Origin of the sequence: Streptosporangium sp. DT93, assembly GCF_049844535.1 — a bacterium.
Classification (GTDB): Bacteria; Actinomycetota; Actinomycetes; order Streptosporangiales; family Streptosporangiaceae; genus Streptosporangium.
This window is the reverse complement of the sequence record NZ_JBNCLF010000015.1, coordinates 192,328-205,782: the sequence shown is the minus strand read 5'-3', so window position 1 is coordinate 205,782 and position 13,455 is coordinate 192,328. Positions and strand designations below refer to the sequence as shown.

At 75.4% G+C, this 13,455-nt stretch carries 10 protein-coding genes; 2 read left to right on the top strand and 8 right to left on the bottom strand.

What is annotated here, in order from left to right:
* Positions 1 to 4: 4 nt before the first annotated feature.
* The 8 genes from ACLQ2R_RS28680 to ACLQ2R_RS28645 form a co-directional block, all read right to left on the bottom strand.
* Positions 5 to 3,304: an ATP-dependent helicase gene (locus ACLQ2R_RS28680; protein WP_425963917.1), complete on the bottom strand. Its 3,300-nt coding sequence runs from the start codon at positions 3,302 to 3,304 to the stop codon at positions 5 to 7.
* Positions 3,305 to 3,685: 381 nt separating this feature from the next.
* Complete coding sequence (locus tag ACLQ2R_RS28675; protein WP_425963915.1) at positions 3,686 to 6,592, bottom strand: CDP-glycerol glycerophosphotransferase family protein; 2,907 nt, start codon at positions 6,590 to 6,592, stop codon at positions 3,686 to 3,688.
* A gap of 113 nt (positions 6,593 to 6,705) precedes the next feature.
* Entirely contained in the window at positions 6,706 to 7,014 is a 309-nt protein-coding gene (locus ACLQ2R_RS28670; protein ID WP_425963914.1) for an MGMT family protein, read from the bottom strand.
* A complete protein-coding gene (locus tag ACLQ2R_RS28665; RefSeq protein ID WP_425963913.1) occupies positions 7,002 to 7,352 on the bottom strand; it encodes a hypothetical protein in 351 nt (116 codons plus the stop codon). The genes ACLQ2R_RS28670 and ACLQ2R_RS28665 overlap by 13 nt, the downstream gene beginning before the upstream one ends.
* Before the next feature lie 128 nt (positions 7,353 to 7,480).
* Complete coding sequence (locus ACLQ2R_RS28660; protein ID WP_425963912.1) at positions 7,481 to 9,076, bottom strand: S8 family peptidase; 1,596 nt, start codon at positions 9,074 to 9,076, stop codon at positions 7,481 to 7,483.
* The gene (locus tag ACLQ2R_RS28655) at positions 9,070 to 9,981 is read right to left on the bottom strand and encodes a hypothetical protein (RefSeq protein ID WP_425963911.1); all 912 of its coding nucleotides are present in this window, start codon (positions 9,979 to 9,981) and stop codon (positions 9,070 to 9,072) included. The genes ACLQ2R_RS28660 and ACLQ2R_RS28655 overlap by 7 nt, the downstream gene beginning before the upstream one ends.
* A 285-nt stretch (positions 9,982 to 10,266) precedes the next feature.
* The gene (locus ACLQ2R_RS28650; RefSeq protein WP_425963909.1) at positions 10,267 to 11,565 is read right to left on the bottom strand and encodes a S8 family serine peptidase; all 1,299 of its coding nucleotides are present in this window, start codon (positions 11,563 to 11,565) and stop codon (positions 10,267 to 10,269) included.
* The gene (locus tag ACLQ2R_RS28645) at positions 11,559 to 12,293 is read right to left on the bottom strand and encodes a hypothetical protein (protein ID WP_425963907.1); all 735 of its coding nucleotides are present in this window, start codon (positions 12,291 to 12,293) and stop codon (positions 11,559 to 11,561) included. Before ACLQ2R_RS28645 ends, ACLQ2R_RS28650 begins: the two co-directional genes overlap by 7 nt.
* Before the next feature lie 128 nt (positions 12,294 to 12,421).
* On the opposite strand from ACLQ2R_RS28645, the gene ACLQ2R_RS28640 reads away from it, so the two are divergent.
* Both ACLQ2R_RS28640 and ACLQ2R_RS28635 read left to right on the top strand, forming a co-directional pair.
* Positions 12,422 to 12,904, top strand: coding sequence for a hypothetical protein (locus tag ACLQ2R_RS28640; RefSeq protein WP_425963905.1), 483 nt, complete (start codon positions 12,422 to 12,424; stop codon positions 12,902 to 12,904).
* Positions 12,901 to 13,206 carry a winged helix-turn-helix domain-containing protein gene (locus ACLQ2R_RS28635; RefSeq protein ID WP_386243853.1) on the top strand — a complete coding sequence of 102 codons (306 nt, stop codon included), beginning with the start codon at positions 12,901 to 12,903 and terminating at the stop codon, positions 13,204 to 13,206. Before ACLQ2R_RS28640 ends, ACLQ2R_RS28635 begins: the two co-directional genes overlap by 4 nt.
* The last annotated feature ends 249 nt before the right edge of the window (positions 13,207 to 13,455 follow it).

The following is a 13,455-nucleotide window of genomic DNA, read 5'->3' as shown; positions in this document are numbered from 1 at the left end:
GGACTCAGCACACCTGGTCCCCGTTCTTGCTGACCGGGCAGCTCGACCGCACGGCACAGGTACGGCAGCCGTCGTTGGCCTTCGCCTGGAAGGAGGGCCCCGTCATGCCGGTCGCGACGTCCTCGACCATGTCGCGGGCCCAGCCGGGGTCGGTGTCCTCCGACAGGGGTGGCTGCGCCTGCTCCTTGGCACCCTTCCTGCCCGCGGCGTCGCCCACCTGGACCAGGGCGGCACCGCCCGGCTCGGACATGCCGTGCCGCTGGAACGCGCCCAGCAGCGCGGCGAGCTGGTACACCCCGAGCTGGGGGTGGCGCTCCAGGTCGGCGTCCTTGGCGCCGTTCTTGCCGGTCTTGATGTCGACGATCACCGCTCGGCCCTCGTCGTCGCGCTCGACCCGGTCGACCCGGCCCTTGATCTGCACGCCCTCCGACACCATGGCGGTGAACGCCTCCTCCACGCCGACCAGCTCGCGGGGGTTCTCCTGGTGCCAGCGGACGAACTTGGAGATCATCTCCTCGGCGACCCTGCGCTGCTTGCGGTTGTACCAGACGCCGCCGAAGTCGAGCTCGTGCCAGACGTCGTCCAGGCGCTTGCCGAGGGTTTCCTCGGTGGGCATGCCGGTCGCGGCGAGCACGGCCAGCGCGTGCACGACCGTGCCCAGGCCGCGGGCCACGTCGGTGCCGCCCGCGCCGACCGAGGTCTCCAGCAGCCAGCGCAGGCCGCACTTGCTGAAACTCTCCACCGCCGAGGGCGAGACGCGCACGATGTCGTCGGGCCAGCTCAGCGGGCGGTCGTCGGACAGGGGGGTCAGGGCGTACCAGTCGTTGGGGTGGGCGCCGGGCACCCCGGCGGCGGCGAGCCTGGCCAGGTGCGCGGCGGCGGACCTGCGCAGCGGTTCCGGCCGGGTGGAGTCGGCGACCGCCGAGCGCAGGTCGGCCACCAGCGCGGACATGCTCAGCCAGCGCGAGCGCTCGTCCACGCCGTTGTCGTCGGTGGAGCCGGGCACCAGCTCGGTCAGGAAGCGCGAGGGCCGCTCCTCGGTGTCGTCGCCGCCCACCGCGGTGACGACGAGCCGTCTTCTGGCCCGGGTCGCGGCCACGTAGAACAGGCGGCGCTCCTCGGCGAGCATCTGGGAGGCGAGGGCGGCGTGGACGGCCGCCGGGTTCTCGTGCTCGGAGCCCTCGGCCCTGGCGACCATGTCGTCGGTGCTCAGGATGGAGCCGCGCAGCCGCAGGTCCGGCCAGGCCCCCTCCTGTACGCCGGCGACGACCACCACGTCCCACTCCAGGCCCTTGGAGCGGTGCGCGGTCATGATGCGGACCGTGTCGCCGTCGGGGGCCCGCTCGGCCAGGGAGTCGCCGGGGATCTCCTGGGCGACGAGGTCCTCGACGAACACGTCCACCCCGGCGTGCGGGAGGCGGTCGACGAACCGGGCGGCCTGGTCGAAGAGCGCCACCACGGCGTCCAGGTCGCGGTCGGCCATGGCGCCCCTGACACCGCCCCGCAGGCTGGTCTCGGTCCACCGGGAGGCGAGCCCGGTGGCCTGCCAGACGGCCCACAGCACGTCCTCTGCGGTGCCGCCGCGCCGTACGGCCTCGGTGGCGGCGGAGATCAGCCCGGCGACCCGCTCGGCGGGCGCGGCCACGTGCGGCTCGACCCGCACCAGCTCGCGCGCGTCCTTGAGCGCCGCCACCAGCAGCTCGCCCGAGGAACGCGGCCCGGCGGGCTCACGCTCGACGGGGAGGTCGGTCACCCCGTCCGCCCCGTCCGCCCCGTCCGCCCCGTCCGCCGTTTCCTCGGCCGTCTCGGCGGCGTCTCCGCCCGCCGGAGCCCGCGTCGTCGTCTCGCCGTCGTCGGCGGACCCGTCCCCGGTCTTGTTCCCGGTCTCGTTCCCGTCGGCCGGTACGGCGAGGTGGGCCAGTGCCTCGTGCTCGGCGACCCGCAGGGCGCGGCGCAGCCGACGCACGCCGATCATGTCCGTGCCGCCGAGCGCGCCGGTCAGCAGTTCCTCGGCCAGCCCCTCGTCCAGGGTCTCCGGGTGCAGCGCCACCTGGATGAGCCTGACCAGCGGCCGTACCCCCGGCTCCTGGAACGGCGGCACCTCGCCGCCGGTGACCATGACCGGCACCCCCGCGGTGACCAGGGCGCGGCGCAGCAGCGGCACCTGGCGCGTGGCGGAACGCACCAGCACCGCCATCCGCGACCAGGGGACGCCGTCGAGCAGGTGCGCCCGGCGGAGCGTGTCGGCCACGATCGCCGCCTCCTGGGGGGTGCCGTCGGCCACGAGCACCTTCACGTCGCCAGGGACGGCCTCGGGCAGGGCGCGCAGGTCGCGGTGGGCGGCCCCGCCGGGGGTCGCGGGCAGCCGGGCGGTGACCCGCCGGGTGGCCCGGAGCAGCTCGGCGCCGCTGCGGCGGCAGACGCGCAGCGCGACGACGGGCGCCTTCTCCCCGGTGGCGTCGCGGAAGCGGTCGGGGAAGTTCATGATCCCCCGCACGTCGGCGCCGCGGAACCCGTAGATCGACTGGTCCGGGTCGCCGACCACGACCAGGTCGCGCCCCTCCCCGGCGAGCTGCCGGAGCAGGAACTCCTGGGCCGGGTCGGTGTCCTGGTACTCGTCGACGAAGACGGCGTCGTACGCCGACCGCTCGCGGGCCCGCACGTCGGGGTCGGCGAGCAGCGCCCCGGCGGCGCGGATCAGCTCGGCGTAGTCGAGCACCGGTTCGACGTCGAGGTCGAACCTGGCCTGGTAGCGGCCGGAGAAGGCGCCGGCGGCCACCCAGTCGGGGCGGCCGTGGCGGCGGCCCAGCGCGACCAGCTCGGGCCCGTCGAGGCCGCGTTCGGCGGCGCGGGCCAGGAAGTCGCGCAGCTCCCCGGCGAAGCCCCGGGTCTTGAGGGCCTCGTGCATGTCCTGCGGCCAGTGCGCGGCGCCGTCCTCCAGCTCGCCGTGGAGCAGACGGCGGATCTCCAGGAGCTGCTCGGGGCCGGTCAGCAGGCGCGGCGGCAGCTTCCCGGCGAGCAGGGCCTCGCGGCGGAGCAGGGCGTAGGCGTAGCTGTGGAAGGTGAGGGCCAGCGGGGTGCGGGTGGTGCGGCGCAGCCGGGCGGTGATGCGCTCGCGCAGCTCCTCGGCGGCCTTGCGGCCGAAGGTGAGGACGATCACCCGCTCGGGGTCGACGCCCCGGCGCTCGATCCGGTCGACCACGCTCTCCACGATCGTGGTGGTCTTGCCCGTGCCGGGGCCCGCGAGCACGAGGAGCGGGCCGCCCCCGTGCGTCACCACCGCCCGCTGGTGCTCGTCGAGCACAGGGGCAACAGCCTTCCCTGCATCCTCACGACGTACCAGCCGCCAGTCCCGACCACTCACAACTCGCCATTCCACCAGATCCCGGACGATGATCGTGCCGAGTCGGCGGGTACGGCATGGCGGATCGCGCGCCGGGCGTGGCGGGCGGCACGCGGGTGCGGGACGGGGAGGACCTCGGGAAACGGCCCGGACCTGGGCGGGAACGCCGCGGGGAGCCCGCGCGGGAGGCTCCCGGGAATCCGTTCGAGAAAACGGTGCCCGGGAGCCCGCCGGGCGGGTCAGTGCCCGCTCACCGGCGACCACCGGGCACCGCGCCCGCCGTCGGGGCCGCCGTCGGGGCCGCCGTCGCGCCCACAGACGGGGCCGCGCCGGTGGTCCGCCTCAGGAGACGAAGACGCGGTCCACGAGCCTGGCGGTCGCCTTGCCGTCGTCGCGGGGCGCGTAGGTGCGCTGGAAGAGCTCGTAGCGCTCGGCGTGGGCGGCGGCGACCTCGCCGACGGAGCCCAGGGCCTCGACGACCTCGGCCGAGGTGGACAGCAGCGGGCCGGGCGCCTCGGCGGCCAGGTCCAGGTAGAGACCCCGCTTGGAGGAGTAGCGCTGCAGGTCGTGGGTGAAGAAGAGCATCGGGCGGCCGGTCGCCGCGAAGTCCACCATGATCGACGAGTAGTCCGTGATCAGCACGTCCGCGATCAGCAGCAGGTCCGTGACGTCCGGGTACGTCGTGACGTCGCGTCCGAGGCCGGCGGGCACGTTCGGCGCCGCCTGCATCGAGTGCGCCCTGATCAGGAACTCGTGCCCGGGGCCGAGCGCGCGGCGCGCCTCGGCCAGGTCCAGGCGGATCGAGGCGTTCCTGCGGTCGTAGTCACGGTAGGTCGGCGCGTACAGCACCACCGTGGCGTCCTCGGCGATGCCGAGCCGCGCGCGCATCCGCGCCGCCAGCTCCTCGTGGTCGGGGGCCACCAGCACGTCGTTGCGCGGGTAGCCGCTCTCCAGCACCTCGCCCTGGTAGCCGAAGGCCCGGCGCAGCACCGGGGTCGCCCACGGGCTCTGCGAGATCAGCAGGTCCCAGCCGCGCACCTCGGCGGCCTGGCGGTGCCAGGCCGGGGGCCGCGGGTCGCGCGACATGTGCGGCAGGTCGTTGCCCATCCGCTTGAGCGGCGTGCCGTGCCAGGTCTGCACGACCGTCTGGTCGTCGCGCGCCCGGAACCACGGGGGCAGGAAGCCGTTGGTCACCACGTACCGCGAGCGGGCCAGCGCCGCGTAGTGCTCGCGGCTGCCCGCGCGCACCACGGTCGGCCCGGCGCCGTCGCCTCCGAGCTCCGCGAGCCCGGGGGGCGCGAACGCGCCGTCCTTGACCACCCAGATGTGCTCGCCGCCGTCGCCGCGCCGCACCCGCTCCTCGTAGACGGCGCGGACGTTGCCCTCGTACTGCCGCCCGTCGTAGGAGACGTAGACGGTCGCGTCGGTCAGCTCGCGGGCCCGCTGGGCGGGGTAGAAGCCGCGGCGCAGCGCGTACAGGCCGCCCGCGCCCTTCTCGTCGTCGGGCAGGTGCTCGGCGACGGAGAGCACCGGGACGTCGAAGCGGGTGGAGATCAGGCGGTACTCGCGGCCGTCACGGATCTTCGCCTCCTCGTCCAGCCCGTCCAGGATCGCGTGGTCGACGCGGAGCGGGACGATCTGGCCCTTCCCCCTGCCGGCGCGGACCGCCATGGTCCAGGTGCCGCTGCCCAGCGGGGCCGCGTCGCCGAACCTCGGCATCGCGGCGGGCGCGAACCGCACCGTGAAACGGGAGCCGTCGCGCTCCAGCGGGATCGCGTGGATCAGGCCGGTACGGTGCTTGAGGGTCAGCTCGGCCGCGCCGGAGCCGGGGTAGGAGCCCTCCAGCGTGAGCGTGCCCGCCTCGTCCCAGACGGCCGAGGTGACGACCGGGCGGATCCGGTGGGCCGAGACGCTCACCCGGTCGCGGCGGTCGCGCAGGACGGTGATCTCCCGGTCGCCGACGACCGTGCGGCTCTCCTCCGCCTTGCCGATCATGACGGAGGCCGCGGGATCGCCCTTGGGCTCGATCCAGAGCCGGCCGCCGTCGCGTTCCTGCAGCAGCGAGTCGACGGCGAGCGGCACGACGACGGCGGTGCCGCCCTCGACGGGGGTGAAGTCGGCGGCGATCCGGTGGCCGTCCAGGCGGGCCTGGCCCCGGGTCACCTCCTTGCCCGGCAGGAAGACGCCCACCTCCAGGCGCTCGCCCTCCAGCCGCACCTCGGTCAGCTCGGCCCGGGTGGGCTGGAGCACGACCTGCAGCGCGCGGTCGGAGGTCCACACCGGGCGGATCCACCAGCCCCTGCCGAGGTCCAGGCCCGCGGGCCGCTCGGTACGGCCGGTGGTGGGGCCGCGCAGCGGGCCGGCGGAACGGGCGCCCCGGCTCCAGATCACGATCTCGGCGCGCCAGGTGGTGGTGTCCTGCACGGTCTCGCGGCGGCGCAGCAGCCGCTTGCCGCCCCGGACCACCGCCCGCACCGACGAGCGCCAGCGCAGCGGCCAGGGGCTCATCTCGGCGACGAAGCCGGACCAGTCGTAGTTGCAGCCGGCCTCCTCGGCCCCGTGGGTCGCCTCGGGGTGGAAGACCCTGCGGGTGCGCAGCAGCACCGGCGGCAGCCAGCGCGGGCCGCGCAGCACCACGGAGGCCCGGTTGAAGCGGCGGCTGCGCACCGAGAGCCCGGCCAGGTAGGCGTGCCCGCTGACGCGCAGCCGCCCGCCGGACCAGGACAGGTCCTCGACCTGCGTCATCGGGATCAGGTCGGCGGCCCGCAGCCGGAACAGCTCCTCGGGCAGCTCGTCCTGGAGCGGCAGGTCGGCGTACCAGCGCAGGTTCTTGCGGACGCGCTTGGACGGCTCCGCGGCGGCGGCCACCAGCTTCTGCAGCGCCTCGCCGTCGGCGAGCTCGTCCACCGGGCGGTGCTCGATCAGGTGGAAGGCGATCCTGCGGGCGACCGGGAGCTCGCGCTTGACCTTCGCGTCGACGCCGGTCACGTACGGCTTGACCAGGGTGACGAAGTCACGGCGCCGGGCGGCGCCGCGCTTGGTCGCGATGTCCAGGCGGGTGCCCAGCGGCCCGGCCAGCGCGTCGGCGTCGAAGCGCCGGCGTTCCTCCGGTTTCAGCCCGTCGGCCAGGACGGCGTCCATGATCGCGGCGAGTGGTTCGCCCCGGTCGCAGAGATCCTGGACAGCCCGCAGCCGGTCAACGACGGGATCGCCGCTGGCTGCTCGTACGGGCGTGGCACCGGTGGCCATGGGGAAAGCACCGCCTTTCGGACAGAGCGCTGTCCTTGGCCATGGTAGTGCGCCCCGGCGCGGGCGGTTACGCCGTGGAATACGGGCTTGCGCGATTTACAGGAATTCGTGATCTATGGCTTCCCGTCCCATCTGGCCGCGCGCATGTCCACGCGCGCGCCCCGCAGGGGGGTCCGTTCGGCGCCCCAGCTTTCCAGGCAGCGCCGCTCGTGGCCGGGCGCGGGGGTGCCGTCCGCGTGCACCACGCGCCACCAGGGGACTCCCCCGCCCCAGGTGGACATCACCCTGCCGACCTGGCGCGGGCCCCCCTCGCCCAGGTACTCGGCGATGTCCCCGTAGGACATGACCATGCCCGGCGGGATGCGCTCGACCAGGTCGAGCACCCGCTCGGCGTACGGGGTGGGGTGGCCTACCGGCTCCATACGGTCGGCCCGGCCGAAAGGATCTCGTCGAGCTTCCCGAACTCGTAGACCGCCGAGCCGTTCACCTGCTCGACCATCCCGTCGCGGATCGCGTAGGACTCGCCGTCCTCGCCGACCAGCCGCGCTCCCAGGAGCGCGGAGACGCGCGCGAGCTGGGCCACCTGCCAGTCCGACCCCGGGGCCCCCGACAGTGCGCCGTTCCACGCCGCGACGACATGGACCGCGTCGCCGTGACGGGCCAGCACCTCTCCGGCCTCCTGCGTCCCCCTGAACTCGAACCCCGCCTGCCCCAGCACGCTCGCGAGTTCCGCGAACACGAGAGGCGCAGGGCGCTCCACACGCAACTCGTACCCCATGGTGCGCGACACTAGCGAACGCCGCCGACATTCCGGGGTGGGAATTCAGACATCAGGGTTACCGCATCCGAACGGTGTCCAAAACGCAGTCGAAACGACGTCGAAAACGCTCACGTCCGCGACCTTCGGCGCCACTGCCGTCCCGTCCCCGCCCGGCCCGCCCGGCCCGCTCCCACGGCTCCCGGCGGGGTCGGCCCGCGCCGGTCCGGGCGCCGGTTGAGCATCACCACGGCCCCGGCGAACGCCAGCAGCCCGGCGGCCAGGCCCGTCCCGTACGACCAGAGCCGGGCGGGCTCGGGGCCCGGCCTGGTGGGCCCGGCGGCCGGCACGCCCTCCCCGAACCGCATGCCGTCGGGGACCGGGAGCGGCACCCGGACCGCGCCCGCCGTCAGCCGGCCCGCCTCGGCCAGGGCCGCGGCCGCGTTGACCACGCCGAACCCGACGTGGTCGTCGTAGCCCGCCGTCGGGCGGGACGTGGCCGTGTCGGTGATGGCCCGCGCCACCAACCGCGGGGTGATATCCGGATATTTCGCTTTTATCAGTGCGGCGACCCCGGCCACCAGGGCGGTCGAGGAACTGGTCCCCTCCGAGGAGCCGTACCCCCCGCCGGGCAGGACCACCGGGACGCCCACCCCCGGCGCCGCGACCTGGACCGACAGGTTGTCGCTGCTGAACTCCGCCGGCCTGCCCAGCTCGTCCACCGCGCTCACGCCGATGACCCCGGAGTAGCCGGCCGGGAAGTTCCAGTAGGACGTGCCCTCCTTCAGGGCGTAGGGGGTGTCGCCGTCGTTGCCCACGGCCGCGACCAGCACCACCCCCTTGGAGAGCGCGTACGACACGGCCTCCCGCTCGCTCCGCTGCGCCCCGTAGGCCCCCAGCGACATGCTGACGACCTGGGCGCCGTGGTCGGCGGCGTAGCGGATCGCACGGGCCAGGGGGCTGTCCTCGCGCGAGCGCAGGTCCTCGTCCCGCAGCGGGGAGCCGTCCTCCGGCCGGTCCTCGACGATCAGCGGCAGCGAGAGGATCCGGGCCTCGGGGGCGACTCCCAGCAGGCCGCCCGTCCCCTCGTCCCCTTCGCCGCTCCCGGCGGCCCCGCCCCTGCCGCTCCCGGCGATGAGCGAGGCCATGGCCGTGCCGTGCCGCGCGTCCTGCGGCCGGTTCCGGTCGAACTCGACCGATCCCATGTCCGGGCCGGACGTCACCCGTCCGCGCAGCTCGGCGACCTGGTCGTCCACCCCGCTGTCCACCAGGGCCACGGTGACGCCCGCGCCCCGGGTGACCTTCCACGCCTCCTCGGCGTCGAGCATCTCCAGCACCCAGCGCTGGTCCTCGCGGGCGTCGGCGGCGCCGTCCGGCGGAGCGGCACCTCGCGGGGACGCCCCTGGCACGCTCGGCGCACCGGGCGCACCGGGCGCACCGGGCACGTCCGGCGCACCGGGCGCCAGGAGAGCACCGGGTGCCAGGAGGGCAGCGGGTGTCGAGAGCGTGCCGGGGGCGGAGAAGGCGGCGGGTGCGGAGAGGGCGGCGGGCATGGGGGAGGCGGCCCATGCCGGAGGCGGGGACACCGCCGGCGCGATCACCACGACCAGCGCGAAGAACGCGGACAGCGCCGGGAACGCCGAGGACGCCGAGGACGCCGACAGCGGGGGAGGCGGGGAGGGCGCGGCCGGTGCTCCCGCGTCCCGGCGCCGGGACGGCCTCAGCACACGTTCCCCTGGGTGCACTGGGGCACGGCGCTGGGCTCGTCGCCGAGGGAACGGGCGATGCGCCCGGCGACCGCCTGGGCGGCGGGCCACAGCTCGCTGTGCAGGATCTCCTCGGACGCGACCGCCCGGCGGGTGCGGCCGTCGGCGTACCCGGCGGTGGAGAGGACGAGGTAGGGGCCGACACCGGTCCAGGCGTTCCGCTGGCGTTGCGCGGCCCCGAACAGCTCGCTCGCGGTGCCCGGGAAGGCCACCGGGCGCACCCCCACCCGGTCGTCCACGGCCAGCTGCGCGGACGCGGCGATCCTGCGGTCCTCGTCGCCGAGCACGGCGACGCCCACGGTGAAGACGAAGGTGGACGTCTGGTCGGTGTAGGTGGCGCGCAGCAGCGTGCGGCAGCCGTACTCGGTGAGCACCGAGCCGACCGGCGCGTCCGTGCCCGCCGCGCAGGAGACCTCGGGGGCCAGCCCGATCCTGCGGGCGTACTGCTGCACCCGGCCCAGGCCGACGTACTCCAGCTCGACGGGAAAGACCAGGTCCGCCGACCAGGTGTGCCAGCGGGCGGCGATGTCGTCCCTGATGTAGCGGTCCTGCTCGGCGGCGGTCAGCGGGCGCGACCTCGTCTCGCGCACCAGCCCGACCGTGCCGGTCAGCACGTTGGTCGCGGCGACCGCGAGGATCGTGCCGATCAGGATCAGGAAGATCGTACGGAACCGGATGCCCCGTTCCAGGTCGGCCAGCTCGGCGCGCTGGATCGCCGCGCGGTCGCGGCGTGTCGCGGGCCAGTTCCGCACCCGGGACCGCCTGGCCGTGCCGCCCGTGCCGCCCGTGCCGCCCGTGCCGCCCGTGCCGCCCGGTGTGCCCGGCGTCCTCGCCCGCGCGGCCCGGCCCGACCCCGTGGCGCTCACCCGGGAACCGGACGGTGGCCAGCCCCCGCGAGCGCGGGGGGCGGTGACTCCCTGGCGCCGCTCCGGCTCCTGGGACCGCCCTGGCTGCGACATACTCCGATGCTACGTCGCGGGGCCTCCAGGCCCTATCGGCACCGGGCATTTTCACGGCCCCGCTTCCACCGCCCGCCCGGCACGGCGGCTCCAGGCCCGGCGCGGTGAATCGCCCGTGCGCCACGGAGGCCCCTCGGCCCGGCGCGGTGAACGTCCGTGCGCCACGGAGACCCCTGGGCTTTGCGCGATGGATCACGCGCGCGGCGGCAGGGCGACCGGATCGCGCACCGGCCCGTCCAGGGCCCTCGACGAGCGCCTACGGCCCACGGACACCGCGATCCCGGCCAGGGAGGCGGCCGCGCCGAGCCCGGCCGCGACGGCCACCCCGCCGTACAGGGTGATCCTGCCGCGGTCGCGGTGGACGACGCGCACCGGCTCGGCGGGCGGGCCCAGCGGGCGGGCGGGATCGTGCCCGCCGGCCCCCTTCGCGGTGAGGGTGTGCCCGGAGATCCGCCCCGCCGCGGCCAGGGCGCGGCCGGCGTTGACCACGCCGAAGCCCATGCCGGTGTCGTAGCCGCCGTCCGGCCGCCGGGTGACCCCTGCGGTGATGGCCTGCACGACCAGCCCGGGCGACATCTTCGGGTACTTGCTCTTGATGAGGGCCGCGACGCCCGAGACCAGCGCGGTGGCCTGCGAGGTGCCGCGGCCGACCCAGTACTCGTCGCCCGGACCGGCGCCGAGGATGTCCACCCCGGGCGCCGCCACCAGGACCGAGGGGTTGCGGTTGGAGAACGAGGCCCTGCGCAGTCCCCGGTCGGCCGCCGCCACCGAGACCACCCCGGGGAAGGCCGCCGGGTAGGAGTAGGGGGCGTGGCCGCCGTCGGCGGGCTTCACGGCGCCCTCGTTGCCCGCCGCCGCGACGAGCACGACCCCCTTGGAGATCGCGTAACGGATCGCCGACCGCTCCTGCCTGGTCGCCAGGTCCTTGGAGATCGACATGTTGATCACGTCGGCGCCGTGGTCCACGGCGTACCGGATGCCCTTGGCCACCACGTTCTCGTAGCGCTGGGCGGTGTTGAACTCGTGGAAACCGGGCTCCTCGTCCTCCAGGATGACCCGGACCGACAGCACCCTGGCCTCGGGCGCGACCCCGATCACCCCGTCGGCCCCGCCGGGCCCGTGACCGTGGCCGGCGATGAGCGACGCCATGTAGGTGCCGTGCAGCCGCAGGGGCCTGACCCACGACGGGTTGGCCCCCACCGTGAAGTCCCTGCCCTCGACGACCGAGCCGATCAGGTCGCGGTGGGAGAGGTCCACCCCGGAGTCGAGCACGGCCACGGTGACGCCCTCGCCCTCGGAGATCCGCCACGCGGCGGGCAGGCCGAGGGTGCGCAGCACCTGCCGCTGGCTGTCGCGGACATCGTCGGCCAGCGCGGCCGGCACCGGCGCCACCGACACCAGCGCCGCCAGGGCCGCGAGGGCCGCCAGGGCCTTCGGGGCCTTCGGGACCGGTGCCGCCGGCGTCCTCGCCGCCCGGGGCGCGCTCAGCACCGCCACTCCGCGGAGCCGCAGTCGGGGCGGGCGGGCGTGGACAGGCCCGCGAGGATGTGGTCGGCGATGTCGCCGGTGAACGCGAAGAGGGTGGGACGCTGCGCGCCGACCGCCTTGGCGGGACGGCCGTCGGTCTGCCCCGCCGTGGCCATCACCACGTACGGCCCGGCGTGGCGGACGACGCTCGCCTGGCGCCCGGCCGAGGCGAAGCGGTCGGTGACGGTACCGCGGAAGGCCAGCGCCCTCAGGCCGGGCGAGGGCCGTCCCCCGCCGGGCAGCGCCGCCTTCACCCGGGCGGCGCCGATCTCGTCGGTGAAGGCCGCCACGCCCACGGTGACGACCACCCCCTGCAGGGCGTCGATGTAGGTGGCGCGCAGGACGCCCAGGCAGCCCGCGCGCCGCAGCGGCCCGCGCAGCCCGGCGTCGACCGCGGTGTCGCAGCGGGTCTGCGAGGAGATGCCGACCCGGCGGGCCCGCTCCTCACCGCCCTGCTCGGCGGCGTAGCGGACGGTCGAGGGGAAGATCCGCCCCGCGGGCCATGCCCGCCAGCGCCTGGCCACCTCGTCCAGGGCCGCCCGGTCGAGCTCCGCCCGGGTCGGGCCGCGGGTGAGCTCCGCCCCCGCTGCGCTGGCCGCCACCCCGGCCACGACCGCGCAGAACAGCGTCAGCACGGACGCCACGAGCAGCGCCGGCCATGCACGGCGCCGCTGACGTGGGACCTCGTTCACGCTCTCGACCTTAATGCGGCAAGCCTGGTGTCATCTGCCGTTCCGTCCTGATCAGTCGGAATGAAAAGTACTTGACAGTTTGGAAAGTGAAAAGTACTTTCCATACCAGAAAGAGAGCGAGGAGCCCGATGAGCATCTCCCCCGAGGACGCCGCACGCACGCTGGCCGACGTCCGCACCACCCAGGCGCGCGCCCTGCTCGCCGAACCCTGGTTCCCGGCCTGGTACCCGGTCGGCGTGGCCCTGTTCTGCACCGGGATCGTGTTCGTCTCCGAGCCGGGCACCGAGCCGGCGGTGACGATCGGCGGTGTCGTCGTGCTCACGATCGCCCTGGTGGGGCTGGTGCTGAAGCTGGCCCTCACCGCCCGGATGCGCGCCCACCGGAGTCTCCTGGAGTCGGCGAGCCTGACCGGGTTCGTGCTCTGGGTGATGGTGAGCATGGGCGTGGCGTTCGCCGTCACCTTCCCGCTGGAGGCCGCCGGGGTCGCCTACTCCGGCACCTACGGGTGCCTGACGATGACGGTGTTCATGGCCGCCACCGGGCCGTTCGTCGGCCGCTGGATATCGCGCCGGCTCGCGGCCAGGGTGGAGAGGGCGGGGGATGGCCGGTGAGCGAGCTCGATCCCGTCATCCACGCGCCCGCCAGGTTGCGGATCGTCTCGCTGCTGGCCGCCGCGGAGGAGGCGGAGTTCGGGTTCGTCCGTGACCAGGTGGGGGTGAGCGACTCGGTGCTGTCCAAGCACGCCGCCGCCCTGGAGGCCGCCGGCTACGTCGACGTCCGCAAGGGGTACGTGGGTAAGCGTCCGCGCACCTGGCTCAAGCTCTCGGCCCAGGGTCGGCGGGCCTACCGGGCGCACGTCGCCGCCCTCCAGGAGATCGTCGCGAGCTCGGGGCTCACCCTCTCCTCGGACTGACTCCGGCGCGCGGGCCGGGCCCGGCCCGCGGGGACCGGGGCGGGCAGGGACCGGGGCGGCGGACGGTGCTCCGGTCCCGGCGAGCACGGTGCACGGCGCGACGGACGAGGCGCCCCCCCCGGGGGGGGGCCCCCGGGGGGGCGGGGGGCGCCGGCGCGCCGGGCCCCCCGGGGGCGGGGGGGCGGGGGGCGGGGGGCGGGGGGGGGGGGGGGGGCGCCGCCCCCCCCCCCCCCCCCCCCCCCCCCCCCC

Excerpts from the sequence above, each read along its gene's own strand:
- ACLQ2R_RS28675 (WP_425963915.1), bottom strand. The coding sequence starts at position 6,592 with ATGGCCACCGGTGCCACGCCCGTACGAGCAGCCAGCGGCGATCCCGTC.
- ACLQ2R_RS28670 (WP_425963914.1), bottom strand. The coding sequence starts at position 7,014 with ATGGAGCCGGTAGGCCACCCCACCCCGTACGCCGAGCGGGTGCTCGAC.
- ACLQ2R_RS28640 (WP_425963905.1), top strand. The coding sequence starts at position 12,422 with ATGAGCATCTCCCCCGAGGACGCCGCACGCACGCTGGCCGACGTCCGC.